Here is a 23144-nt window from a genome sequence, read left to right as displayed (position 1 = left end):
GGCTGAATGCCGATCGGCTCGCCGCGGCCGATCGGGATGCACTTTCTTCTGGACCGACCATGACGGGGCTGAATGTATCACTGATAAACGAGTTCGACAGCGCCAACATATCGATCCGGCGTCGGTGAAACGGCTCGCGCTCGCTCGCCGTCCTACTGGTAATCGACGTCGCCGTCACCCTCGCCGACCCACGCCTCTCGATCCGGCTCGCGAGACGCCAGCGGATCGATATCCTTGTACCACGGCACGTTCTTCAGCTGCTCTTTGTTGTAGGCGAGTTCGTCCTTCGTGTCGCCCGTGAACTCGAAGTTCTGGGTTAGGAGGATGGCGTCGACGGGACAGACTTCCTCACAGAGCCGACAGTAGATGCACTGGCCGATGTGGAGGTTGTACTGCTCGCCGTTCCGCATGTCGTCGGTGACGATCTGGATCGTGTCGTTCGGACACACCTTCTCGCACTGGCGACACCAGATACAGCGCTCCTGTGAGAACTTGTGAACGCCGCGGAACCGCGGGGAAACGTCGGGCGTCTCCTCGGGGTACTGGACGGTGAACTTCTCGCCGTCCAGGGCGTGTTTCATCGTCGTTGCCATCGATTTGAGCATTCCGATCATTAGGCGATCACTCCCACGATAACGGCGGTGAGCACGAGGTTCGCGAGCGAGAGGACGAGCATCCCCTTCCAACCGATCTCGATCAGCTGGTCGATTCGAAGCCGCGGCAGCGCCGAGCGCGCCCACTGGGTGAACAGGTAGACGGCCCAGATCTTCACGATGAACCACACGATCCCGATCGACGCGGGGCCGGGGCCGGCGGGACCACCGAGAAACAGCGTGGCGATGACCGCGCCGCCGAGAAAGATGTGCAGAAACTCGCCGAGGTAGATGAGCACGAAGTAGACGCTCGAGTACTCGGTCTGATACCCCGCAACGATCTCCGTCGGCGCTTCGGGGATGTCGAAGGGGTTGCGACCGACCTCCATCAGGTTCGCGATGAGAAAGAGCACGAACGCGAAGGGGTTGACGAAGGCGTACCACGTCGGGATCGACACCGCGCCGAGTTCGACGAGCGGTTGGGCCTGCGTGGCGACGATCTCGCTCATCTGCAGCGATCCCGAAAAGAGGACGACCGACGCGGCGATCAACACCAGCGGAATCTCGTAGGCGAGGTTCTGTGCGACCGCCCGGAGCCCGCCGAGCATGGAGTATTTGTTGTTCGACGCGTAGCCGGCCATCACCAAGCCGAGCGAGGCGATCGAGGAAATTGCAAAGACGTAGACGAGGCCGACCTCCGGGTCCGCCAGATGGATCCCGCTCCCCATCGGGATGACGGCGAAGCCCAACAGCGCCGAGGCGGCTAACACGATCGGCGCGAGGTCCCACGCCGGGCGGTCGACGCCGTCCGGGACGATGAGCTCCTTCGAGAGGAGCCGGACCGCGTCGGCGACGATGATGCCGATCCCGAACGGGCCGAGTCGGTTGACGGCGTACCGATCGGTGAACGCCGCGGTGACCTTCCGTTTGGCCCACGGACCGGCGACGGCCGTCATCGTCATCATCAGCGTGCCGATCAGCGCCGCGCCGAGTATCGCCGCGATAGCCGTCCCGAGCGGCCCCGACCCGAACGGGAGGATCTCGACGAGTCGATCCGGTAGTGGCGCGCCCTGCAGCGTCATCGATCGACCTCCCCGAGGACGATATCGAGGCTGCCGAGTGAGGCGATCAGGTCGGGGATATACTCGCCCTCGGCCATCTCGCGCAGCGTGTGCAGGTTACAGAAACATGGGCTGCGGATCTTGAAGCGCGCCGGTTTGTCGGTCCCGTCCGATCGCATGTAGATCCCGAGTTCGCCCTTCGCGGCCTCGACGCCGCGGTAGACCTCGGTGTCAGCGTCCGGCTTCAGCGTCCGCGGGACGTTCGATTGGATCTCGCGGTCGTCCTCTGGCCACTCCTCGAGTAAGTCGACGCACTGTTCGATGATCTTGGCGGACTCCTCGACCTCGCGCATCCGGACGAGTACGCGGCTGTAGTTGTCGCAGCCGTCCTCGGTGACGACATCCCAATCGAGATGCTCGTAGTAGCCGTAGGGGTCGTCGCGTCGGAGGTCGATGTCGACCCCGGAGCCACGGGCGACTGGGCCGGTCGCGCCGTACTGCTTCGCCACTTCGGGCGGGAGTTCGCCGGTGCCGACGCAGCGGACCTGGAAGATCTCGTTGGCGGTAATGAGGTTGTGGTACTCGGTGAGTTTCTCCGGCAGCCCGTCGAGAAAGTCGCGGGTCTTCTCGAAGAACTCCTCGCGGGGCTCGGGGAGGTCCCACGCGACACCGCCGAGTCGGAGATAGTTGAACATGAGCCGCTGGCCGGTCAGATCCTCGAGGATGTTCTGGACGACCTCGCGGTCTCGGAAGGCGTACTGGAAGACGGCGGTGAAATCGCCGAATACGTCCAGCGCGAACGTCCCCAGGGCGAGCATGTGACTCGCGATCCGGCACAGCTCGGCGGACATCGTCCGGATGACTTGCGCGTACTCCGGCACCTCGATGTCGGCCATGTCCTCGGCTGCGCGGGCGTAGGCCCACTCGTTGAGGATGCCGGCGGAGACGTAGTCCCACCGGTCGGGGTAGGGCATGATCTGGTGGCGGTACGTCGACTGCTGGCACATCTGCTCCTCACAGCGGTGGAGGTAGCCGATGTCCGGCTCCACGTCGGCGATTTGCTCGCCGTCGAGCACCGCTTTGACGTGGAGAACGCCGTGGGTCGCCGGGTGGTGCGGCCCGATGTTGAGCAACATCGTGTCGGACTCGGCACCGTCGAGTCGGCTGTCCGGCTGGAGCGGGTTGGCGTGTTTCTGGAAGGGAACGACCTGCGGTTTCTCCGGGTTGTAGTCCGTGCCGAGCGGATGGCCCTGCCACGTTTCGGGCAGGAGGATTCGGCGCATGTCCGGGTGGCCCTCGTACTCGATGCCCACCAGATCGTACGCCTCGCGCTCGTGCCAGTCGGCCGTCCGGTAGACCGGTTCGGCCGTCTGGCTGACCGGTTCGTCGGTCGGGGTTGGAACGACGACGCCGACCTCCTGCGTTGGGTCGTCGTACTTCTTCAGGTGGTAGATCGACTCGAACCGATCCTCGTACTGCTGGGCGGTGACCGAGGAGAGGTAATCGAAGCCGGCCTCGCTCTTGAGCGCCGACAGCGCCGTCTGGACCGCGTCGGCCCGGACGACGAACGCCGGGGCGTTCGTGTGCTCTTCGCGGTCGACGACCGCGTCGCCGAGCAGCGCTTCGAGCGCGTCGTAATCGACGGTTCCGTCCGCGGTTTCGCCGACATCGAGGGGGCTCGGTTCTTCCAAACTCATGGCGAATCGGCCCAGTTGTACCGCATGACGAGATCCTCCTCGTCGATCTCATCGGCCAGATGTTGGACCAGCTCGTCGCGTTCGAGATCACCGAACTGCTCGAGTTCGTAGGGTTTGACGGTCACCGGTGACGTCTCCCCGTGCTTGATCCGCTCTTGGAGCTTGGCGATCCCGTAGATCAACGCCTCCGGCCGCGGCGGACAGCCCGGCACGTGGATGTCGACCGGGATGACTTCCTCCGCGCCCTTGATCACGTTGTAGCCCTCCTGGAACGGGCCGCCGGAGATGGTGCACGAACCCATGCCGACGACGAACTTCGGCTCCGGCATCTGGTCGTAGACGCGCTTCATCCGGGGGGCGAACTTCGAGACGATCGTACCGGGGACGATGATCACGTCGGCCTGTCGCGGTGAAGCGCGGGGGACGCCCGCCCCGAACCGGTCCAGATCGTGTTTGATCGCGTAGCTGTGGATCATCTCGATGCTGCAGCAGGCGATCCCGAACTGCAACATGAACATCGAGTTCCCCCGCACCCAGTTCATGAACTGGTCGAACTTGGTGAGGATGAAGGGAGTCGAGCCGAACGCCTCCCGGAGTTTCGAGTTGAATCGCGTGTCGACGCCGTCGCCCATCCGGGCCTCTTGCGTCGAGACCGTGTCGTGGAGTTTCTCGCTTTCGCTGCTCATAGTTGGGATTTGATCTCCGCACGTTCGCTCTTGATCCAGCGAACGGCACCGTTACGCCACGCCCACCCGAGACCGATCGCGAGGATCGCGAGGAAGACGAGCATCGGTCCCAACACCGGTCCCGGGCCGAACTGGGCGACCGCGTCGCCGTAGATCAGCGCCCACGGGAAGATGAGCACCGTCTCGATGTCGAAGACGACGAACAGCAACGCGACCATATAGTACTGGATGTTGAAACGGATGCGCGTGTCCCCGGTCGGAATCTCACCGGACTCGTAGGTGGCGCGCTTTCCTTGTTCGGGCACGCTGGGGCGGAGGAGACTCGAGACGACGATCATCGAGAGGGGTATGGCGAGCCCCACGAGCGCCAGCGCGCCGACGGCGATCCATGGATCACTCATGCGGTCTATATCGTGCGTTAATTCGGAAGTCAGCGTATTAAGGGTTGTTGAGTCGCGCGCAACCCTCGGTGTGACATCTCGCGCAGGTCCGAGACAACCACAACGTCCAAGCGGCCGCGAACGGGATTGTTCGTATGACCCGTTCCGCCGAAGTACAGGACCTCATCGACCTGTTCGAAGCTGAAGCCGACCGTGACCGTCCGGACGACGAGACCCCTGAAATCGGGATCATCATGGGCTCTGACTCGGATCTCGACACGATGTACGGTGCCCACGAGGCGCTGACTGAGCTCGGCTTCGGGGAGGTGACTGACTACGACGATCCGCCGTCGAGTCGGTTCGCCTTCGAGACGTTCGTCGTCTCCGCACACAGAACGCCCGAGTTGCTGTACGTCTACGGCGAGACGGCCCGCGAGCGCGGCCTCGACGTCATCATCGCCGGAGCGGGCGGTAAGTCGGCGGATCTGCCGAACATGACGGCCTCCATCGCCTACCCGCTCCCCGTGATCGGCGTCCCGGTCCAAGAGGAATCCGTCAGTTCGGTGATCGGGATGCCGACCGGTGCACCCATCGTCACCGTCGACGCCGGCAAGTCGTTCAACGCGGCGCTGTCGGCCGTCCAGATCCTCTCGCGAGCACACCCCGAACTGGAGGGCCGACTCGACGACTATCACGACGAGTTGCAGGACGACGTTGGGAGCGTCTCGAAGCGGTTGCACGAGCTGGGGACGGCTCGGTTTCGCGAGGAGCGAGACGACCGTTAGGACGACGGAAGCGTCACGTGAATGTCCGACGCTGGCGGCTCGATACCGATGGTCACCTCGGGATAGACTGCTGTTTGTTCCCTGTCAGAACGCGCTCCTCTCCTCCCTACTCGCCCCTTCTGGTCGCTCCTTGAGAAAAGGGACTCCGCGCTACCGCTTCAGTTGAGTTGAATCGAAGAAAGTCCTGTTTAACGTTTTGACTGGTAAAGCCCGAGATGTCGAGGGGTACCTGTCATCCGAAAGTGGATAATCCCGATACCGGTGCGCCTCTTCGGCCCCGAACGCGTCGAATCTGACGATATCGCCCTCGTCGAGATCGTCGTATGAATCGACGTACGCGACCGCATCTTCGCGGGTGGCGAACGGTTTAGGATTGTGCGCCATCACCTCTTCGTGGCGCTCCTTGTCGTAATCGAGGACGTAAAACGCCGCCGTCGCGTCGAGCAGTTCTTTCGTGCCGAAATCGCGAACCCACGCGTTCTCGACGTCCGATTCGGGGCCGTCGTAAAACGTCGGGTCGTGGTGATAGGCGACGAGACAGCCGACGCTGTCGAAGAAGACGCCCTCGCCGCCGGCGTGGGCGATCTGCGCGTTCGAGTCGGGATAGTCAGCGGGTTCCATCCCACAGGGGCCGTCACAGCGTCGTCCCGCGGGCGGATCGCGAGGCTCGTCGACCGGGTGCTCGGGAAAGGTCGGCTCCTCGGCGTCGCCGGCGGCCTCGTCGCTGGTCGGTTCGGCGGTGCCACCCAAGCAGCCAGCGGCAGCGGCGCTCGCCCCCGAGGCGATCGCGGCGAGCAGCGGGCGTCGGCCCGATCGGACTCTACGGGATCGTTTCATTACCGATCGATTGGAGCGTGGGATCAAAACGCGAGCGGTTGCGGTCGCAGGTGGCGCACAACCGCACTTCGTCGGCTACTCGAACGTCACGTCGTCGACCAGCTCCCGCGCCCGCGAGAGCAACGCGTCACGTCCGTGCTCGTCGTCGGCGAGGGTGACGTGACCCATTTTTCGCAACGGCCTCACCTCGCGTTTGCCGTACCAGTGCAGCGACGCCTCGGGCGTCTCGAGTATCGAATCGGTCCCGACGAGTTCGGCCGGTCGGGGACTCTCGACGTCGCCGAGCAGGTTCGCCGTCACCGCGGGGGAACGAAGCGCCGTATCGCCGAGCGGCCACCCTAGAACGGCTCGGAGGTGCTGTTCGAACTGCGAGCAGCGCGTCCCCTCGATCGTCCAGTGGCCGGAGTTGTGTGGACGCGGCGCGATCTCGTTGACGAGGATATCCCCGTCGTCCGTCTCGAACAGTTCAATCCCGTAGACGCCGCGGCCGTCGAGGAGGTCCAACACGTCGAAGGCGACCTTGCGGGCGCGGTCCCGGACCGCGTCGTCGATTCGAGCCGGCGCGACCGACTCCCTGAGGATCTCCTCGCGCTGGATCGTCTCCGTCACCGGGTACGCGTCCGTCTCGCCGTCGCCGACCGCACCCATGATCGCGAGCTCGCGCTCGAAATCAACGAGCTCCTCGGCGAGGGCGGGGCCGCCGATCTCGTCGAGTGCCTCGTCGATCTCCTCGGGGGCGTCGACGGGGCGGTTGCCGCGCCCGTCGTAGCCGCCTTCGCGGGCCTTGAGCATCAGCGGCCAGCCCAACTCCTCGCCAGCGTCGCGGAGGTCGTCGGCATCGTCGACCCGTCGGAAAGCGGGGAGCGGAACGCCGGTCTCGGCGAGCGCGCGGTTCTGGACGAGCTTGTCCTGGATCGTCCGCAGCGTGTCGGGGTCGGGGTGGACCGGCGTGTCCGTCTCCTCGCCGACGCGCGCCATCTCGTCGGGGTCGGCGAGTTCGATTTCGAAGGTGAGCACGTCGGCGCGTTCGGCGAGTTCTCGGATCGCGTCGTAGTCGTCGAACTCGCCGACGATCTGCTCGCGGACGATGGGAGCGGCGGGACAGTCCGGCGTTGGGTCCGAAACGAGGAGTTCGATCCCGAGCGGACCCGCGGCCTCGCCCATCATGCGGCCGAGTTGGCCCCCGCCGACGACGCCCACGGTCGCGGCTGGAGTGCGGTGGTTCATGCTGGCCTCTCGTGCCCGACTCGTTGAGAAGGTTGCTATTCGGGAACTCGTCGGGACGGAGCTCCCGTTCGCGGTCATTCAAGCCGCGACGTATCGACGTAGTATACGTACTCGTTGCCGGTGGTCCGCATCCGGTGGACCCGCCGGTCGTATCGGTCGTCGATCCGGCCGTCGACGAGCGCGCTGTCTGCCTGTTTGGCGATGACGACCGGTGGCTCGTCGCCAAGCGCGGCTTCGAGGTCGGCCTCGTCGGGCGCGCACTCGGTCTCCATGTCGCCGGCCTCGAAGTACCACGGCAGCGGAAGCAGCTCGAACCAATCGGCACAGTGCGGGCGGCGATCCAACTCCCCGCCGCCGGTAAGCTCCGAGAGGTTCGCGCCAGCGAGGACGACGTCGGTGCCGTCGGCACGATCAGCGAGCGTCCGCATATCGAGCAGCGTCGCCTGCGTCTCTGCCGAGGGTTGGGCGTACTGGACGAGCGGATTCTCGTCAGCGGTCGGCCGATCGAAACTCGTCGCGTAGCCGGTCGAGACGACGCTGCCGACGAGCAACGCGGTGAGCAGCACCGACACCGCGACGCTCACCGTATCTTCGTGCGCTCGGGCGTCCTGCCCCGCGTCGTAGAGGACGGCGGCGGCGAACGCGGCGGGCACCGCGAGCGGGAGCACGATATGAACGACGAGCCAGGCCGCGCCGCCAATGTCGGTGATCAGCGGGTAGCCGACCATCGAGGCGGCCCCCCAGTAGAAACAGAAGGAGACGAGATCGTCGGGAAGCCCCGGTCGGTACAGCGCTATCGCGAAGCCGACCACCGCGAGGCCGACGAGCGCGGCGGAGGCCTCGCCGGTGATCGTCGCCAGTTCGGCGAAGTACTCGACGTAGGGGTTCGGGTCGTCGGTCCGCGGTGTCACCCACTGGCAGGCGTACAGTTCGGCGGTCGAGCCGAGGGTGAACCATGCGAGCCGCGGGAGCGCGAGCGGGTTCGCGAGCGCCTCACCGAGCGTCGGCGCGCCCCCGATGCCGACGATCGGATCGTAGCCGCTACAGGATCGGTAGTAGGTCCCCTTGGATGGAAGTTGTCCGCGGGGAGCGTAGACGTACACGACGACGGCGACGAACGCGACGACGCTGCCGACGATCGCGCGGGCGCGTCGTCGGACGCCGTCGAACCCCCGCCGCAACAGCCCTTTCAGTTCCGAGATCGGCGATCGGTCGTCGAAGTATGCGAAGGCGAGCCGGTGGATCGCGAGCAGGCCGGCCGCGCCGACGAAGGCGAACAGATACGCCAACGCGTTCTCCTTGGCCCCGAAGCCGACCGCTAGCGCGACCGCCGCGATCACGAGATATCGCCCGTCGTCGAAGTCGATCGCGCGGACGAGCGCGGCGAATGCGACGAAACAGAAGACGGCGACGAGGATGTCGTTGCGCACGAACCGCGAGTAGTAGAGGAGGGCGGGGTCGAGCGCCAGGAGTCCCGCGAGCGCGACGACGGCGGCGTCGCGGAGGCGGTGGCGGAACGCGAGCGCGACGAGGGGAAGCAGGCCGCCGACGAGCGCAGGAAAGAGCCGCATCACGGCGTCGGTCGCGCCGAACAGATCGAAAAGCGGCGCGTTCACCAGCTTCAACAGCGGGCCGTGGACGATCGGCCGATAGAACAGGACGCCCGTTTCGCCGTACTCGACGATCCAGTAGGCGACGCGGCCCTCGTCCCAGTGGGCGATTCGGCCGCCGAGGTCGACCAGCCGGAGCGCCAGCGAGAGGGCGGTCAAGGCGACGACCGCGCCGACGGTTCGATCCCGGAGCTGATCGCTGAGCGTCATCGATCGGGGACAGTCGGGGGACGGTTAGAATCCTTCCGGTATCGGACGCGGATCGAGCGGCAAAATGCGGACCGAGCCGGCGCTTACGCGTAGCGTTCGAGTTCGGGGCGGTCGAGTTCCTCGATGAGCTCACCGGCAGTCTCGTCGAGGAGGGCGCGGCCCTCGCCGCTGACCGTCCGGCCGCGCGCTTCGGAGTTTTCGACGTAGCCGGCGTCTTCGAGCTGCTGGAGGGCGGTTCGGATGACGTTGCCGGAGCCCTCGCGCTTCTTGTTCGGACGGACGCGGTAGCGTGTCGAGCCGTTGGCGGCGTCGCCGTAGGCCGAGCGGAGTCGCTCGACGCCGACGGGACCGTCGATGGCGACCTTGCGAAGCAGGCTGGCTGCGCGGCGGCTCCAGAAGTTCTCCTGCTCGGGCGGGAGTTCGCGGCTGGTGCCGGTCTTGGCGAATTCGATCCACTCGGGCGCTTCGAGGTCGTCTTCGAGCTTCTCTGCGACCGCCTCGATGAGGTCGTCGGCGGGCACGTCGTAGAGCGTCGTCATTGCGTCTCGGTTCCCGTCGGTCGCGTTTAACGCTGTTGGTCTCCGGTGGCTCCGGTTGTTCGTACCACGCCGCCCCGGTCGCACCGATGGCCCTATTGTCCGGCCGATCGATCGTCCCGTATGGACGAGCGGGCGGCCCTCTCGGTCGTGGGCGACGCGGTTTCGGCAGCCGGCGACGACTGCGCCGTGATCGACGGCCTCGTCGCGACCACGGACATGCTCCACGAGACGACCGATTTCCCCGACGGGACGACCAGGTACACCGCCGGCTGGCGTGCCGTGGGCGCGTCGCTCTCGGACGTGGCCGCGATGGGTGCCGAAGCGACGGCGGCGCTGGCGATCTACGCCTCGCCGTCGTTCGAAGCCGCGGAGATCGAGGCGTTCCTCGACGGCTGTCTGGACGTGTGTGCCGCCGTCGACTGCGAGTACGTCGGCGGCGACCTCGACGGTCACGACGAGTTCACCGTCTCGACGACCGCCATCGGCCGGACGGACGCGCCGGTCTACCGGTCGGGAGCGACGCCGGGCGACGCGATCTGCGTGACCGGAACGCTCGGGCGGAGCGGGGCGGCGATACGACGCTTCGAGGCCGGCGAGGCGGAGCGGGCAAACGAACTGTTCCGGTTCGAGCCTCGGATCGCCGCGGGGCGGGCGCTCGCACCGCACGCGAGTTCGATGATGGATTCGAGCGACGGGCTGGCGCGGTCGCTGCACCAGCTTTCGGAGGCGAGCGACTGCGGGATGTCGGTCGCGTACGCCGACGTGCCGGTCGACGACGCCGTCGAAGCGGTCGCGACCAATCCCGCCGATATTCGGGAGTTGGCGATCCACTTCGGCGAGGACTTCGAACTCGTCTGCACCGTTCCCGAGGAATCGCTCGCGGCGGCCGTCGAGACGAGCCCGGTCGCGCTGACGCCGATCGGGACCGTCACCGATGATGGCGTTCGGATGGACGGTGAAGCGCTGTCTGACCGCGGATTTACCCACCGATCGTCGGCTGCGGGCCGATGACGTGGTCTGCTACGGACCGATGATCTCGATCGGAACGGGCGTGAAACAGAGGATTCCGAGGACGAACGTCAACGCGCCGATCGCCATCCGCGTCGGGTCGAGCGGCTCGTCGAAGATCGGCGTCGCGAGACCGACGTAGGCCAAGAGCAACGTGATGAGACCCCAAAAGCCCCACAGGAACGAGGCGTTGTAGCTCGCGTCGGTGAAAAAGGCTAGGTACGCCGCCAGCCCGAACAGCGCGCCGGGGACGAGCGAGGCGATCGTCTCGGCGCGCTCGCCGATCATAGAGCGGACGATGTGCCCGCCGTCGAGTTGGCCGACCGGAAGCAGGTTCAGAAACGTCACGAAGAGGCCGACCCACGCGCCGAAGATGACGGGGCTGGCGACAAGATTCGGGTCCTCGTAGGTGAGCTGGCCGCCCGTCGCCCACGCGAGGAACTCGAGCAGCGGCGGGTAGCCGAGCTGGAGCTCGACCGCCGTCTCGCTCTCTTGGACGTACGTCGGCACCTGTATCGGATCGAGGTGCAGGCCGATCACCGCGACACAGATCGCCGCGGCGAGCCCCGCGAGCGGCCCCGACACGCCGATGTCGAACAGCGCCTTCCGATCGGGGATCCGTCCCCGCATCGATATCAGCGCGCCGAACGTGCCGATGAAGCTCGGGACCGGGATGAAGTACGGGAGGCTCGCGTCGACGCCGTGGTACCGAGAGAGCGCGTAGTGGCCCAGTTCGTGGACGGCGAGGACGCCGAGCACGGAGAGGGCGAACGGCCACCCGGCGAGGAGATCGAGCGGCCCGTCGATCGGTTCGTAGTACCAGATCGAGCCGGCGTACAGCGTCGTCAGCACGGTCGCGAAAAGCATCACGAGATTGGTCCACGGGATCCCGTCGACGCCGAGTCGGCGGGGCTCCGCGACGAGCGCGCGGCGCGTCTCGCCGACCTCGACGCCGGTTATCGGGTCGGGTTCGCTGTCGCGAACCGTGTCTAGGCGGACCTCGTAGCCGTGCTCGCGAAACAGCGGCCAGACCTCGCGTTCGAGCCGTTGTATTCCCGTCTGGGGATGGCCGTAGTAGACGAGCCGACCGTCCTCTTCGACGGCGATGTCGGTGGTCCGAAACGCCGGCAGAAGCGACTCCGGCGGCGGTCCGGCGTGGTCCGGCGACCGGTGGGGGACGTCCATCGACCGAAGGCACGTGTCTGACGGAGATAAATCCCCTGACGACGGCGAGGCTATGGGGCGTCGACAGAAGGGGGAAAACAGCGGGAACCGGCGGACGGCCGGTGTCAGTTGGCAACGGTGATCGCGAGCGTCCTACAACTCGCGCGGTCGAACGTTGTACCTACACGGACTGCGGCTTATCCTCGCGTGACGCGCCAGGTGGTCGCGGACGTGTAGGACCACTTCTCGATCTCGAGATCGGGTGCGGAATCGCGGAGTTTCACCATCAGGGCTCCGATCTCCTTCGGGGAGAGCCCCACGTCGTCGGCGATGAACTTTCCCTTTATATACACCTCGCCGTCCTCGACGCGCTGGCTGAGATACCGGCGAAGTCGCGTCTCTTTGCTCTCGGTCGCGGGGGTCGTTGTGGCGCTCATTTCTGACACCTCATCCCCTTCTTATCCCTGAAGCGGTATATAAAGGACAGAAACTTCGGATGCCTTCGGATCGATTTGCCAAAAATCGACGATGTTTCGACGTTTTACAAATTGCTCAGAATCGCTTAAACAGTTTAAAATCTTTTCACAGGCTTTCTTTTGTTTATATAGACGGTAAATATACTCGAAATATCCAGCAGCGTATCGTCTGTAAAAACGCGTTCGTCGGCAAAAACGGCCGCGTTTAACGGAGGATCTCCAGTCGAAATCGCGGGCAGGGATGCGGAGTTACTCCCGTTCGTGGACCCAGAACTCCTCGGTATCCGTGACCTCCTTTTTAAATAACGGGACTTCGTCCTTCAGGCGGTTGATCCCGTCTCGAACCGTGTCGAACGCCTCCTCGCGATGCCCGGCGAGGACGACGACGAACACGATGTCCTCGCCGCCGGGGATGCGGCCGGTTCGGTGGTGGAGTCGGACGTCCAACACGCCGTCACGGCCCTCGAGTTCGGCCTCGATCGTCGCCATCTTCTCCTCCGCGACGCCCTCGTACTTTTCGAACTCGAGGTAGTGGGTCCGGTCGTCCTCGGCGTCCTCCTTCGCGCGGACACGCCCGGTGAACGTGGCGATCGCGCCCGAATACACCGCCGCGTCCGATCGCTTCACCGCGGCGACCAGCGATTCGAGCGTCTCGTGCGGCTCCGTGTCGTGAATCGCGTCGATCGTGGCCTCGACATCGAGATCGGCCGTGCTCGCCGCGGAGACGAGAGTACTCGGGGCGTCGCCGTCACCGACGAGGATCGCGGGAAACCGCACGTCCGACGTCCCGAGGACGAAGGCGTAGTCGTGATCCGGCGCGAGTCGGTCGACGGCGTCGGCGGCCGACAGCCCGTTACCGCTCGCGTACCAGTCGCCGTCGACGACGTACTCAGTCAACGCGCGGGCGAGCGTTCGACCGCCGTCCGCCGTCGAGGCGTCGACGCGCACGATTCCGACGCGTCCGTCGGCCGCGTCCGCGAGCCGCGAGGCTGCGGCCTCGGCGTCCGAACCGAGTACTGCTGCGGTGTACATACTCGATCGTACGCCTCCGGGCGCTTGTAGGTGTCGGAGGGCTTGATAACCCTTAAGAGCGAAACACGGCAACCGTTCGGTAATGAGAGTTATCGTTTCTATCGGCGGGAGCGTCCTCGCCCCCGACCTCGAAGCCGACCGCGTCGACGCTCACGCTGGCGTCATCGACGGCTTGGTCGAGGAGGGCCACGAGGTCGCGACTGTCGTCGGCGGCGGTGGCGTGGCGCGGCGGTACATCGGAACGGCGCGCGAGCTCGGAGCGACCGAGTACGACCTCGACTCGTTCGGCATCGACGTCACGCGGTTGAACGCCCGCCTCCTGATCGCCGCTCTCGACCACGCGGCGACGCCGGAACCGGCCGAGTCCCACGAGGCGGCCCGCGCCTCGCTCCGTCGCGGGGAGGTCGCCGTGATGGGCGGGACGACGCCGGGCCACACGACCGACGCCGTCGCGGCGCTGCTGGCGGAGATGGTCGACGCGGACCTGCTCGTCTTCGCGACGAGCGTCCCCGGTGTCTTCTCGGCGGACCCGAACGCCGACCCCGATGCCGAGCGCTACGATCGCCTGACTGCGTCTGAACTCGTCGACGTCATCGCCTCCATCGAGACGGCGGCGGGATCGAACGCGCCCGTCGACCTGCTCGCCGCGAAGATCATCGAGCGCTCCGGGCTCCACGCGGTCGTGTTGGACGGCTCCGAACCGTCCCGAGTCGCGGCGGCCGTCGCGGGCGACGTCCACGGGACGGAGGTCCGCCCGGATGAGTGACCCCTACGGCACCGGTGACCAGGGGCATCGCGCCTTCTGGGCCGACGCCGTCGCCGACGAGATCGAGGCGCGCGATCCGGAGGAGCCGATCGTTATCAAAGGCGGCGTCTCGCCCTCCGGCGTCCCGCACCTTGGGCACTTCAACGAGATCATGCGGGGGTACTTCGTCGCCGAGGCGCTCCGGGACCGGGGACACGAGGTCCGACAGGTGTTCACCACCGACGACAAGGATCGCCTGCGGAAGCTGCCGCGCAAACTCGCCGATCTGGAGTGGAACGTCGTCGGCCTCGGCGAGGTCGACGCGGGCGCGCTGGGCCGGAACCTCGGTAAGCCGTACACGGACATTCCGGACCCGTTCGGCTGCTGTGACTCCTACGGCGCGCACTTCACCGAACTCCTGCGGCGGTCGGCGGCGGCCGTCGGCGTCCCCATCGAGATCGTCTCGAACACGGAGCTGTACGAGTCCGGGCGCTTCGACGACGCGGTCAGACACGTCCTCGAACACCGCGAGACGGCCCAACACGTCCTCGCCGAGTTCCAGGACAAGGTCGACGAGGCGTACGTCCCTTTCTTCGCCCAGTGTCACGAGTGTGGCAACCTCACGGAGACGATAACCGCGATCGATCTCGACGCGGGAACCGTCGACTACGTCTGCGAGGACGTCGAGGCTGGCGACGACGTCATCGAGGGCTGTGGCCACGAGGGGACGGCGACGTTCCGGGAGGGGAAGCTCCCGTGGCGTTTCGAGTGGCCGGCCCAGTGGCTGACGCTGGGCGTCGATTTCGAGCCGTTCGGCAAGGACCACGCCGAGGGATCGTGGCCGTCCGGGGAGGCGATCGCCCGCGAGGTGTTCGGCTTCGAACCCCCAGTCCCGATGACCTACGAGTGGTTCACGCTCAACGGCGACGCCCTCTCGTCGTCCGCCGGAAACCTCATCACCGTCGAGGAGGTCCTCGAACTCCTCGAGGTCGAGGTGCTGCGGTACTTCTTCACGAAGAATCCGAAGAAACAGCGCGATTTCGATATCCGACGCCTCGACCGGCTCGTCGACGAGTTCGACCGGTTCGAGCGGATCTACTTCGGCGAGGAGGACGCCGAGGAGCGGAAAGCGGAACTGGCCGAGCGGGCGTATCCGATGGTCGTCGACGACTCGGAGACGCGGCCCATCCGGATCCCCTACACCTTCGCTGCTGTCCTCGGTATGACCGACGACCGAGAACTTCGCGTGCAGATGGCCCAGCGTTCGGGCCACCTCCCGGAGGGGGCGGCGGACGCCGAGATCGACGCCGCGTTAGATCGCATCGAGAACGCGCGTACGTGGGCGGTCCGCACCGACAACGAGTTCAACTACCGGCTCGCCGAAGCCCTCCCGGAGGTCGAGTTCGACGACGCCACGGCGACCGCGCTCGACGAGCTCGCCGAAGCCATCGAATCGGACGCGCCCGACGAGGACGCCCTGCAAGAGGAGATCTACGAGACGGCCCGGCGAAACGACGTCCCCGTCGGCGAGTTCTTCGGGGCCGGCTATCGGCTGTTCCTCGACGAGGACGAGGGGCCGCGGCTCGGGCCGTTCCTCGCGGCGATGGACGATGCGTTCGTCGTTCGGCGACTCAGGCGCGAGGGGTAGCGAAAATCGATGGGCGGTGACGACAATACCTATCAGTCCCCGAAGCCCTACGGGTAGCCAATGAGTACGCTGCTTTGGGTCGTCGTCGGGATCTTGCTCTACACCGCCGTCGTGGTGTCGCTCCAATCGCGCGGGCTGTTGCCGACGTCGTTCAAGGTGTCTGGGCCGATCGTGACGATCCACACGAAGCGGGGGCGGGCGTTCCTCGAGTGGCTCGCGACGCCGAAACGCCTCTGGCGCGCGTGGGGGAACCTCGGCGTCGGCATCGCGCTCGTCATCATGGTCGGCTCGTTTCTCGCGGTGCTGTTGTCGGCGCTCGCGACGCTCTCTGCGCCGCAGTCGGCCGGCTTCGTCCGCCCGCAGGACGCCCTCGTGATTCCTGGTGTCAACCAGTTCCTGCCGTGGGAGGCGGCGATCGACATCGTGATCGGACTGCTCGTCGGGTTGGTCGTCCACGAGGGCGGCCACGGCCTACTGTGTCGGGTCGAGGACATCGACATCGAATCCATGGGCGTCGCCTTCCTCGCGTTCATCCCGATGGGCGCGTTCGTCCAACCCGACGAGGAGAGTCAGGAAGCCGCCGATCGCGGCGGTAAGACCCGGATGTTCGCGGCGGGCGTCACCAACAACTTCCTCGTGACCGCGATCAGTTTCGCACTGCTCTTCGGCATCGTCACGAGCCTCGTCACCGTCGCGCCCGGCGTCGCGATCGGCGGCGCGCTCCCCGGGTCCGCGGCCGAACAGGCCGGGATCGACCGCGGCGACGTGCTCGTCGGCGTCGACGGCGAGGCGATCGACGGCGAGAGCGAGTTCAACGCCGCCCTCGCCGACGCCGACAGACAGGTCACCGTGGATCGAAAGGACGGCGATCCGGTGACGGTCGAGCGGAGCCTCATCGTCACCCGGGCGGTCGTCGACGGGCCGATCGGGACGGGGAGTCGGATCGAGCGCGTCGACGGCGAGGCGGTGTTCACCGAATCGGCGTTTCAGACGGCGCTCTCCGGGAGGGAAGTCGTCGAGTTCGGAGTCAACGCCGGTAACGGGAGCGACGACGAGAGCGTCTCCGTCCCGGTCGGGACGTTCGTGAGCACGGTGCCGAGCGATGGGCCGCTCGGATCCGAGGGCGCACCCGACACGGCGATGATCGTCCACAGCGTCGGCGGCGAACCGACTCCAGACCACGAGTCGCTCTCGGCGGTGCTCTCGGAGACCGACCCCGGCGAAACCGTCAAGATTGTCGCGTATCACGGCGACGACGACCCCTGGAGCGGCGAGCGACACGTCTACGAGGTGACGCTCGATGAGCACCCGAACGACGACCACGGCTTCCTCGGCGTCGGCGGGATTCAGACGGGGACGAGCGGCATCGTCGTCGACGACTTCGGCATCGACACGTATCCGGCCGATCAGTACTACGCGATGTTGGGCGGCACGAGTGGCGGCGAGGATCCGATCACGACGTTCGTCACCCGGACGTTCGCCGTGCTCGTGTTGCCCTTTATGAGCATGGTCGATCCGGCCGTCAGCTACAACTTCGCGGGGTTCAACGGCGAGATAACGAACTTCTACACGGTGTCGGGCCCACTGAGCGCCGGCGTCGTCTTCGGGCTCGTGAACGCGCTGTTTTGGACCGGCTGGGTCAACATCAACCTCGGAATCTTCAACTGCATCCCGTCGTACCCGCTCGACGGCGGCCACATCCTCCGCTCCAGCGTTGAGGCGATCGTCTCGCGGCTGCCGGGCGACATCAGCTCGGTCACCGTCGGGCTGATCACCACGGCGATAAGCGCGACGATGATCGTGAGTCTGCTCGCGATGCTGTTCGTGCCGTGGCTCCTGAGCTGAAACGTCCGTGAAGTCAGGGTCGCGAGACGCGCCAAAGCACTCGTCGAGAGTTGGTAGCGAGCGAGAGTCTGAGCCCCGGAACCGAGCCGGATAGCTCCCGAAGCAGACGGTCGATCTCTGCGGGGGCGCGTCCGAAGCGGTCCGTGAGCCGATCGCCGTTGACGTAGAGATCACCGCTCGTTCGTTCGGCTTCGGCTCGCAGGTACGTCGCCAATCGCTTGGAGTCGTGAGAGCGGTACGCGAACCGATTCGAGGGATCGGTTCGCGTCATCGTTCCGGCGAGTGACCGTGCCCGACGACGGCGCAGACGACGTTGATCGCCAATACTGCGGCGAGCGCGAGCGGGTACTGACCGGCCACGCCGGTGGCGAGTCCGGCGAGGAGCAAAAGTGGAAGGGTGGCGGTGGCCCAGAACGCGGTCGCGCGGACGCCGTCAAGCAGACGGTCGCCCCACGCGATGACGCGACGCTGTTCATCAGTCACGGGAGGGGCGGAGTGGGGCTGGGATTGGGTGGCGCTCGACATCGGTGATCTCCTCGATTCCATCTATGCGCCGCGACCTGCATATAAACCGCAGAGCCTTCGCGTCGGTTCAGGATCGTTCACCGAATTCGCGGCGATTTAGCGTATTCCTGATTCGTTTAACGACGTTTTTAGCGACTTTTTTAGATTTTATAACGCTTTTAGACGCCGTATCTCCGGCGATCACATCGACGCGCGGCGCACGAGGGATCCGCTCCGAAACGGAGTTCGCGGCCCCGAATCGGCGCAGTTTACGGCGATGCCATCGTCGCGCGCGACTCACAAGCTCCTTTACTCACGCGACCGAACCGGTCGGCATGGAGCGACGGAAGCCACCGGGGACCGAGGAAGGATGGTACGCGTTGCACGACCTCCGACGGATCGACTGGGACGCCTGGCGGGCGGCCCCCGACCGCGAGCGCGAGCGGGCGCTCGAGGAGGGGATCGGGCACCTCAGATCGCACGTCGACCTCGCCGAGGCCGAGGAGGGCGGCTCGGCGGTCTTCTCGATCGTCGGCCACAAGGCGGATATCATGATCCTCCACCTCCGGCCGACGCTCGAAGCGCTCGATCGAGCGGAGCGACGGTTCGAGGCGACGGCCTTCGCCGAGTTCACCGAACGGGCGAGTTCGTACGTCTCCGTGACAGAGGTGTCTGGGTACATGCACGAGGAGCTCGTCGACGGGATCGAAGACATCGAGGACGCGGGGATGCGAAACTACATGCAACAGCGCATCTACCCGACGATCCCCGACGCCAAGCACGTCTGTTTCTACCCGATGGACAAGCGCCGCGAGCCGGAGTACAACTGGTACGACCTCCCCTTCGACAAACGCGCCGAGTACATGTCCGCCCACGGCGACATCGGCCGGCAGTACGCCGGCAAGGTGAGCCAGATCATCACCGGCAGCGTCGGCCTCGACGACTACGAGTGGGGCGTGACGCTGTTCGCGAACGACGCGACCGATATCAAACACCTCCTCTACGAGATGCGCTTCGACCCCTCATCCTCGAAGTTCGCGGAGTTCGGCCCCTTCTACGTCGGGCGACAGTTCCAACCCGAGGACCTCCCCGCGCTGCTGGCGGGCGAGGCGGTGCCGACGGACGGGACGGACTCGGCGAGTGGATCGGAATCCGGAGCCAGCGCGGACGCGGACCACGACGGCAACGCGGAGCACCACGACGATGAGACGAGCCACGGGGGCGGATCGTCCGGACGACCCGACACCAGCCCCGCCCACGAGGAGGTCGACACGGAGACGCTCGCCGGGCGGCTCGGCCGGTTCGGGATCGACCTCGACGAACACGTGGAGGCGGGCTACGGACTGCTCTTCACCGCCGACGCGGATGCCGAGGCGCTGACAGAGGCGGTCGAGGGCCTTCGCGGGAACTTCGAGCATTACGACACGCACGTGTTGACCGCCGTTCGGGCCGACTCCGGAACGACGGCCGTCATCTCGCTGTGGAAAAACGAGCGCGCGGCAAACACGGCGAGCGGCTTCCTCGCGGACCTCCAGGGTGTGAGTTCGGGCGTCGGTGCGTCGCTCGACGGCGATGGCGAAGCGGATCGCGGCGCGGCGGCGAGCTCGCACGGTACCGACGCGGACGACGACATCCGGGGCGAGCTCGACGACCTGAACATCTACGCCGGCAAGCCGCACGGCGAGGACGTCTACGCGATGGTGTTGTACTCGGAGGCGGACGTCGAGACGGTGCGGGAGGAACTCGCGCCGCTCGCCGAGCGGTTCGGCCACTACGACACGCACGTCAAGTCGGCGGTGTACGCGAACGAACACGGCGGCGAGCGCTCGGCGGTCGTCTCTCTTTGGGAGACGAAGGAGGCCGCGGACACCGCGAGCGGCTTCCTCGCCGAGCTCCCCGGCGTCGTCGCCCGCGCGGGCGCGGACGAGAGTGGTGGGTTTGGGACGATGGGGATGTTCTACACCGTCCAGCCCGAGTACCGCGAGGACTTCGTCGAGACGTTCGAGGAGGTCGGCGAGCTGCTCGCCGGGATGGACGGCCATCTCGAAACCGATCTCATGACGAACCTCGACGACGAGAACGACATGTTCATCGCGAGTCAGTGGGAGCGCCGCGAGGACGCGATGGCGTTCTTCCGGTCGGACGCGTTCAGAGAGACGGTCCAGTACGGCCGCGAGGTGCTCGCCGACCGGCCGCGACACGTCTTCTTGGCGTGATCGGTGGCTGGCGGGTAGTAGGAGCTTAACATCCGACGCCCATTTCGGGTAAATACGTTACAGGGAACTGCGGTTTGAGCAAGGGGTTTAACGTATCGGACCGAGCATCTACCTGCATGAGTGACAACACGCCGGTCGTGGTCAAGGCGTATCGAACTCCGTTCGGAAAGGAGGGCGGCGTCTTCGCGGACGTCCGACCCGAGGACCTCTCGATCCCCCTGATCGATCGGATCCTCGAAGAGACCGAGCTGACGGGCGAGGACGTCGACGACCTCAAGTGGGGCTGCGCCCAGCAGCGCAGCGAGCAGGGCAACAACATGGCCCGCGTCATCGCGTTGATGTCCGAGTTAGGTGAGGACACGCCCGCGACGACGATCAACCGCTGGTGTGCCTCCTCAGCCGAGGCGATCATCAACGCCGCGGACGCCATTGCGGCGGGCCAGCGCGACTGTATCATCGCGGGCGGCGTCGAGTCGATGTCGCGGGTGCCGATGGGCGCGAACAACGAGATCCACCCGGGGCTCAACGACCACCACAACGTCGCCGCGCTGCAGATGGGGATGACCGCCGAAGCGGTCGCAGAGCGATTCGACGTCTCCCGGGAAACCCAAGACGAGTACGCCGCCCAGTCCCAACAGCGCGCCGTCGCGGCGACCGAAGAAGGTCGTTTCGACGACGAGATCGTCCCGATCGCGGGCCACGACGACGAGGGCGAGGAGATCACCGTCACGGAGGACGAGGGGCTCCGCCCGGGCACGACCGCCGAGAAACTGGCCGAACTGCCGACCGTGTTCAAATCGGAGGGAACCGTCACGCCGGGCAACGCCTCGCAGATGACCGACGGGGCGGCCGCGCTGCTCGTCACCTCCCGGGCATTCGCCGAGGAACACGGCTTCGAGGAGCTCGCAGAGATCGGCAACAACGCCGTCGCTGGCGTCGAACCCGAAGTGATGGGTATCGGTCCGGTTCCGGCCTGCGAGGACCTCTTCGAGCGCTCGGGGACGACCGCGGACGACTACGATCTGGTCGAGCTCAACGAGGCGTTCGCCTCCCAGTGCGTCTACTGCCGGGACGAACTCGGCTTCGACAACGAGACCTACAACGTCAACGGCGGCGCGATCGCCCTCGGACACCCCCTCGGGGCGACGGGCGCGCGTCTACCCGTCACACTGATCCACGAGATGCACAAACGCGACGCGAGTCGCGGACTGGCGACCGAGTGCATCGGCTTCGGGCAGGGCGCGGCGATCGAGTTCCTCGTCGAGTAGGCCGACGCGGGATTCGACGGCGACCGGCGGAACAATTAGGTCACACCGAGGCGCAACCACCACATGATACCTGTCGGACGCGACGCCCCTGACTTCACCGTCCCGAAAGCGGGCGGCGACGCCTACAACGACATCGAACCGTTCACCCTCTCCGACGCCGTCGGCGACGGTCCAATCGTGCTCGCGTTCTACCCCGCCGCCTTCACGAGCGGCTGTACGGAGGAGATGTGTGCGTTCCGCGATTCGATGGACGCCTTCGACGACCTCGACGCGAGCGTCTACGGCGTCAGCGTCGATCTCCCGTTCGCACAGAACGTCTGGATCCGCGAGGAGGAATTGAACGTCCCGATGCTGGCCGATTGGAACCACGAGGTCATCCACGCCTACGACGTGGTGCTCGAGGACATGTACGGGATGATCGAAGTGGCCGAGCGAAGCGTCTTCGTCCTCGATACCGACGGCACGGTCGCGTACAGATGGGTCCGCGACGGGGACAACCCGGACTTCGCGGAGCTGGTCGACGAGATCGAGTCGGCGGTCGCGGGACTGCGGCCCTAATGTGCGCTCGGCGACGCTCGGCTCGGCCGGACCGGTCGTATTCGGCGTCGTCGCCGATGCCGGCCGCTTCGACGAGGGCTACCTCGCGCTCTCGCTCGTCATGGTCGTGGTCATACTCCTCACGGTTCGATCGCCCTCGTCGTAGTCGCCACGAGGGGCCGCCGCCGGCACGACAGTATTTTTACAGAGGCGGTCGATGAGCCGATATGGTACTGCCGGAAACCGATACGGGAGTGTACGTCGTTTCCGGTCTCTTCGCACTCGCCGTCTTCGTCGCGGCGATCGCCTTCGTCGTCAGCCGCACGGCGATCGAGCTCACCACGGGAACGGTGCTCACGCTCAGCGCCGGCTTCGTCGGCTTCATCGCGGTGTACTTTATCGCGATGGTGGTCTACCGCGAGATCGACGACAGAGAACAGGTTCGATGAGCGCTCGTTGGGGCTCGATCAAAGCGTCCCCTTCGTACTCGGCGTGTCGCCCCGGCGCTCGTCGATCCGAGTCGCGTCGTCCAGCGATCGCGCCAGCGATTTGAACAGCGCCTCGATCTCGTGGTGGGCGTTCTCGCCGGTCACCTCGACGTGCAGCGTCATCCCGGCGTTGAGCGCCAGCGATTCGGCGAAGTGCCGCGCCATGTCGCTCGTGAACGCGCCGACGGTCGGCTGGGAGAACTCGCCATCGAAGTAAAACCGGGGGCGACCCGAGAGGTCGAGGACGACGCTCGCGACGGCCTCGTCGAGCGGCACCCGACGGTCGGCGTACCTGACGATGCCGCGTTTGTCGCCGGTGGCCTCAGCGATCGCCGCCCCGAGCGTGATGGCGACGTCCTCAACGGTGTGGTGATCGTCGATGTCGAGATCGCCGTCACAACGGACGGTGAGGTCGAAGAGGCCGTGCTTCGCGAACGCCTCGAGCATGTGGTCGAAGAAGCCGACGCCGGTGTCGACCGTGCTGTCGCCATCGCCGTCGAGGTCGATCGTCACCTCGATCTCGGTCTCGGCCGTGTTGCGGGTCCGGGCCGCCGTTCGGTCGGTCATACCACTCTCTTTTCGCGCACG

The 23144-nt window shown here is 66.0% G+C and carries 25 protein-coding genes; 10 read left to right on the top strand and 15 right to left on the bottom strand.

Annotated elements, in window-relative coordinates; genetic code table 11:
- Positions 1–152: 152 nt before the first annotated feature.
- From DM868_RS11050 to DM868_RS11030, 5 genes are read right to left on the bottom strand one after another with little or no spacing between them, the layout of a single operon-like run.
- A complete protein-coding gene (locus DM868_RS11050) occupies positions 153–614 on the bottom strand; it encodes a NuoI/complex I 23 kDa subunit family protein (RefSeq protein WP_137276933.1) in 462 nt (153 codons plus the stop codon).
- On the bottom strand, positions 614–1669 hold the full coding sequence (locus tag DM868_RS11045) for a complex I subunit 1/NuoH family protein (RefSeq protein WP_137277050.1): 1056 nt from the start codon (positions 1667–1669) through the stop codon (positions 614–616). The genes DM868_RS11050 and DM868_RS11045 overlap by 1 nt, the downstream gene beginning before the upstream one ends.
- 2 nt (positions 1670–1671) lie before the next feature.
- Positions 1672–3351, bottom strand: a complete 1680-nt coding sequence (locus DM868_RS11040) for an NADH-quinone oxidoreductase subunit D (RefSeq protein WP_170964488.1) — start codon at positions 3349–3351, stop codon at positions 1672–1674.
- Positions 3348–4037, bottom strand: a complete 690-nt coding sequence (locus DM868_RS11035; protein ID WP_137276932.1) for an NADH-quinone oxidoreductase subunit B — start codon at positions 4035–4037, stop codon at positions 3348–3350. The genes DM868_RS11040 and DM868_RS11035 overlap by 4 nt, the downstream gene beginning before the upstream one ends.
- Positions 4034–4438 (bottom strand): NADH-quinone oxidoreductase subunit A, encoded by a 405-nt coding sequence (locus DM868_RS11030; protein ID WP_137276931.1) that lies wholly within the window; start codon positions 4436–4438, stop codon positions 4034–4036. The genes DM868_RS11035 and DM868_RS11030 overlap by 4 nt, the downstream gene beginning before the upstream one ends.
- A 134-nt stretch (positions 4439–4572) precedes the next feature.
- On the opposite strand from DM868_RS11030, the gene purE reads away from it, so the two are divergent.
- A complete protein-coding gene (gene purE, locus DM868_RS11025) occupies positions 4573–5202 on the top strand; it encodes a 5-(carboxyamino)imidazole ribonucleotide mutase (RefSeq protein WP_137276930.1) in 630 nt (209 codons plus the stop codon).
- A 150-nt stretch (positions 5203–5352) separates the two neighbouring features.
- Here the strand turns inward: purE and DM868_RS11020 are convergent, their stop codons facing one another.
- The 4 genes from DM868_RS11020 to DM868_RS11005 all read right to left on the bottom strand — a co-directional run bounded on the left by DM868_RS11020 (position 5353) and on the right by DM868_RS11005 (position 9625).
- On the bottom strand, positions 5353–6039 hold the full coding sequence (locus DM868_RS11020; RefSeq protein ID WP_137276929.1) for a nitrous oxide reductase accessory protein NosL: 687 nt from the start codon (positions 6037–6039) through the stop codon (positions 5353–5355).
- A gap of 75 nt (positions 6040–6114) precedes the next feature.
- Positions 6115–7266, bottom strand: coding sequence for a 5-(carboxyamino)imidazole ribonucleotide synthase (purK, locus tag DM868_RS11015; RefSeq protein WP_137276928.1), 1152 nt, complete (start codon positions 7264–7266; stop codon positions 6115–6117).
- Between the two features lie 74 nt (positions 7267–7340).
- On the bottom strand, positions 7341–9086 hold the full coding sequence (locus DM868_RS11010; RefSeq protein ID WP_137276927.1) for a flippase activity-associated protein Agl23: 1746 nt from the start codon (positions 9084–9086) through the stop codon (positions 7341–7343).
- A gap of 83 nt (positions 9087–9169) precedes the next feature.
- Positions 9170–9625: a 30S ribosomal protein S19e gene (locus DM868_RS11005; RefSeq protein ID WP_137276926.1), complete on the bottom strand. Its 456-nt coding sequence runs from the start codon at positions 9623–9625 to the stop codon at positions 9170–9172.
- Positions 9626–9745: 120 nt separating this feature from the next.
- On the opposite strand from DM868_RS11005, the gene thiL reads away from it, so the two are divergent.
- A complete protein-coding gene (gene thiL / locus DM868_RS11000) occupies positions 9746–10636 on the top strand; it encodes a thiamine-phosphate kinase (protein WP_137276925.1) in 891 nt (296 codons plus the stop codon).
- Between the two features lie 9 nt (positions 10637–10645).
- On the opposite strand, the gene DM868_RS10995 is transcribed toward thiL, so the two are convergent.
- From DM868_RS10995 to DM868_RS10985, 3 genes are all read right to left on the bottom strand, one after another.
- Positions 10646–11818 carry a site-2 protease family protein gene (locus tag DM868_RS10995; RefSeq protein ID WP_137276924.1) on the bottom strand — a complete coding sequence of 391 codons (1173 nt, stop codon included), beginning with the start codon at positions 11816–11818 and terminating at the stop codon, positions 10646–10648.
- 176 nt (positions 11819–11994) lie between these two features.
- A complete protein-coding gene (locus DM868_RS10990) occupies positions 11995–12234 on the bottom strand; it encodes a DUF7123 family protein (protein WP_137276923.1) in 240 nt (79 codons plus the stop codon).
- Between the two features lie 288 nt (positions 12235–12522).
- On the bottom strand, positions 12523–13305 hold the full coding sequence (locus DM868_RS10985; RefSeq protein WP_137276922.1) for a molybdopterin synthase: 783 nt from the start codon (positions 13303–13305) through the stop codon (positions 12523–12525).
- An 82-nt stretch (positions 13306–13387) separates the two neighbouring features.
- On the opposite strand from DM868_RS10985, the gene pyrH reads away from it, so the two are divergent.
- From pyrH to DM868_RS10970, 3 genes are read left to right on the top strand one after another with little or no spacing between them, the layout of a single operon-like run.
- Complete coding sequence (gene pyrH, locus DM868_RS10980) at positions 13388–14071, top strand: UMP kinase (protein ID WP_137276921.1); 684 nt, start codon at positions 13388–13390, stop codon at positions 14069–14071.
- Positions 14064–15698, top strand: a complete 1635-nt coding sequence (gene lysS, locus DM868_RS10975) for a lysine--tRNA ligase (protein WP_137276920.1) — start codon at positions 14064–14066, stop codon at positions 15696–15698. The genes pyrH and lysS overlap by 8 nt, the downstream gene beginning before the upstream one ends.
- A gap of 60 nt (positions 15699–15758) precedes the next feature.
- Positions 15759–17543: a site-2 protease family protein gene (locus DM868_RS10970; protein ID WP_137276919.1), complete on the top strand. Its 1785-nt coding sequence runs from the start codon at positions 15759–15761 to the stop codon at positions 17541–17543.
- A gap of 13 nt (positions 17544–17556) precedes the next feature.
- Here the strand turns inward: DM868_RS10970 and DM868_RS10965 are convergent, their stop codons facing one another.
- Positions 17557–17814: a hypothetical protein gene (locus DM868_RS10965; RefSeq protein WP_137276918.1), complete on the bottom strand. Its 258-nt coding sequence runs from the start codon at positions 17812–17814 to the stop codon at positions 17557–17559.
- Positions 17811–18068 (bottom strand): hypothetical protein, encoded by a 258-nt coding sequence (locus tag DM868_RS10960; protein WP_137276917.1) that lies wholly within the window; start codon positions 18066–18068, stop codon positions 17811–17813. The genes DM868_RS10965 and DM868_RS10960 overlap by 4 nt, the downstream gene beginning before the upstream one ends.
- Positions 18069–18382: 314 nt before the next feature.
- Here DM868_RS10960 and DM868_RS10955 point away from each other — a divergent pair, with 314 nt between their 5' ends.
- The 5 genes from DM868_RS10955 (at position 18383) to DM868_RS10940 (ending at position 22517) form a co-directional block, all read left to right on the top strand.
- The gene (locus tag DM868_RS10955) at positions 18383–20263 is read left to right on the top strand and encodes a heme-binding protein (protein WP_137276916.1); all 1881 of its coding nucleotides are present in this window, start codon (positions 18383–18385) and stop codon (positions 20261–20263) included.
- A gap of 116 nt (positions 20264–20379) precedes the next feature.
- Complete coding sequence (locus DM868_RS10950) at positions 20380–21531, top strand: thiolase family protein (protein ID WP_137276915.1); 1152 nt, start codon at positions 20380–20382, stop codon at positions 21529–21531.
- 63 nt (positions 21532–21594) lie between these two features.
- A complete protein-coding gene (locus DM868_RS10945) occupies positions 21595–22089 on the top strand; it encodes a redoxin domain-containing protein (protein ID WP_137276914.1) in 495 nt (164 codons plus the stop codon).
- 1 nt (position 22090) lies between these two features.
- Complete coding sequence (locus DM868_RS15170; RefSeq protein WP_170964487.1) at positions 22091–22234, top strand: hypothetical protein; 144 nt, start codon at positions 22091–22093, stop codon at positions 22232–22234.
- Between the two features lie 61 nt (positions 22235–22295).
- Positions 22296–22517, top strand: coding sequence for a hypothetical protein (locus tag DM868_RS10940; RefSeq protein ID WP_137276913.1), 222 nt, complete (start codon positions 22296–22298; stop codon positions 22515–22517).
- A gap of 18 nt (positions 22518–22535) precedes the next feature.
- On the opposite strand, the gene hisB is transcribed toward DM868_RS10940, so the two are convergent.
- A complete protein-coding gene (hisB, locus tag DM868_RS10935; protein WP_137276912.1) occupies positions 22536–23123 on the bottom strand; it encodes an imidazoleglycerol-phosphate dehydratase HisB in 588 nt (195 codons plus the stop codon).
- Between the last annotated feature and the right edge of the window lie 21 nt (positions 23124–23144).

Source organism: Natronomonas salsuginis (assembly GCF_005239135.1).
GTDB lineage: Archaea > Halobacteriota > Halobacteria > Halobacteriales > Haloarculaceae > Natronomonas > Natronomonas salsuginis.
Note: the sequence above shows the minus strand (reverse complement) of the source record. Positions and strands in the feature narration are given on the sequence as shown.

Coding starts and splice junctions, on each gene's coding strand:
- DM868_RS11050 (WP_137276933.1), bottom strand. CDS start 614: ATGATCGGAATGCTCAAATCGATGGCAACGACGATGAAACACGCCCTG.
- DM868_RS11040 (WP_170964488.1), bottom strand. CDS start 3,351: ATGAGTTTGGAAGAACCGAGCCCCCTCGATGTCGGCGAAACCGCGGAC.
- DM868_RS11035 (WP_137276932.1), bottom strand. CDS start 4,037: ATGAGCAGCGAAAGCGAGAAACTCCACGACACGGTCTCGACGCAAGAG.
- DM868_RS11030 (WP_137276931.1), bottom strand. CDS start 4,438: ATGAGTGATCCATGGATCGCCGTCGGCGCGCTGGCGCTCGTGGGGCTC.
- purE (WP_137276930.1), top strand. CDS start 4,573: ATGACCCGTTCCGCCGAAGTACAGGACCTCATCGACCTGTTCGAAGCT.
- DM868_RS11020 (WP_137276929.1), bottom strand. CDS start 6,039: ATGAAACGATCCCGTAGAGTCCGATCGGGCCGACGCCCGCTGCTCGCC.
- purK (WP_137276928.1), bottom strand. CDS start 7,266: ATGAACCACCGCACTCCAGCCGCGACCGTGGGCGTCGTCGGCGGGGGC.
- DM868_RS11010 (WP_137276927.1), bottom strand. CDS start 9,086: ATGACGCTCAGCGATCAGCTCCGGGATCGAACCGTCGGCGCGGTCGTC.
- DM868_RS11005 (WP_137276926.1), bottom strand. CDS start 9,625: ATGACGACGCTCTACGACGTGCCCGCCGACGACCTCATCGAGGCGGTC.
- thiL (WP_137276925.1), top strand. CDS start 9,746: ATGGACGAGCGGGCGGCCCTCTCGGTCGTGGGCGACGCGGTTTCGGCA.
- DM868_RS10995 (WP_137276924.1), bottom strand. CDS start 11,818: ATGGACGTCCCCCACCGGTCGCCGGACCACGCCGGACCGCCGCCGGAG.
- DM868_RS10990 (WP_137276923.1), bottom strand. CDS start 12,234: ATGAGCGCCACAACGACCCCCGCGACCGAGAGCAAAGAGACGCGACTT.
- DM868_RS10985 (WP_137276922.1), bottom strand. CDS start 13,305: ATGTACACCGCAGCAGTACTCGGTTCGGACGCCGAGGCCGCAGCCTCG.
- pyrH (WP_137276921.1), top strand. CDS start 13,388: ATGAGAGTTATCGTTTCTATCGGCGGGAGCGTCCTCGCCCCCGACCTC.
- lysS (WP_137276920.1), top strand. CDS start 14,064: ATGAGTGACCCCTACGGCACCGGTGACCAGGGGCATCGCGCCTTCTGG.
- DM868_RS10970 (WP_137276919.1), top strand. CDS start 15,759: ATGAGTACGCTGCTTTGGGTCGTCGTCGGGATCTTGCTCTACACCGCC.
- DM868_RS10965 (WP_137276918.1), bottom strand. CDS start 17,814: ATGACGCGAACCGATCCCTCGAATCGGTTCGCGTACCGCTCTCACGAC.
- DM868_RS10960 (WP_137276917.1), bottom strand. CDS start 18,068: ATGTCGAGCGCCACCCAATCCCAGCCCCACTCCGCCCCTCCCGTGACT.
- DM868_RS10955 (WP_137276916.1), top strand. CDS start 18,383: ATGGAGCGACGGAAGCCACCGGGGACCGAGGAAGGATGGTACGCGTTG.
- DM868_RS10950 (WP_137276915.1), top strand. CDS start 20,380: ATGAGTGACAACACGCCGGTCGTGGTCAAGGCGTATCGAACTCCGTTC.
- DM868_RS10945 (WP_137276914.1), top strand. CDS start 21,595: ATGATACCTGTCGGACGCGACGCCCCTGACTTCACCGTCCCGAAAGCG.
- DM868_RS10940 (WP_137276913.1), top strand. CDS start 22,296: ATGGTACTGCCGGAAACCGATACGGGAGTGTACGTCGTTTCCGGTCTC.
- hisB (WP_137276912.1), bottom strand. CDS start 23,123: ATGACCGACCGAACGGCGGCCCGGACCCGCAACACGGCCGAGACCGAG.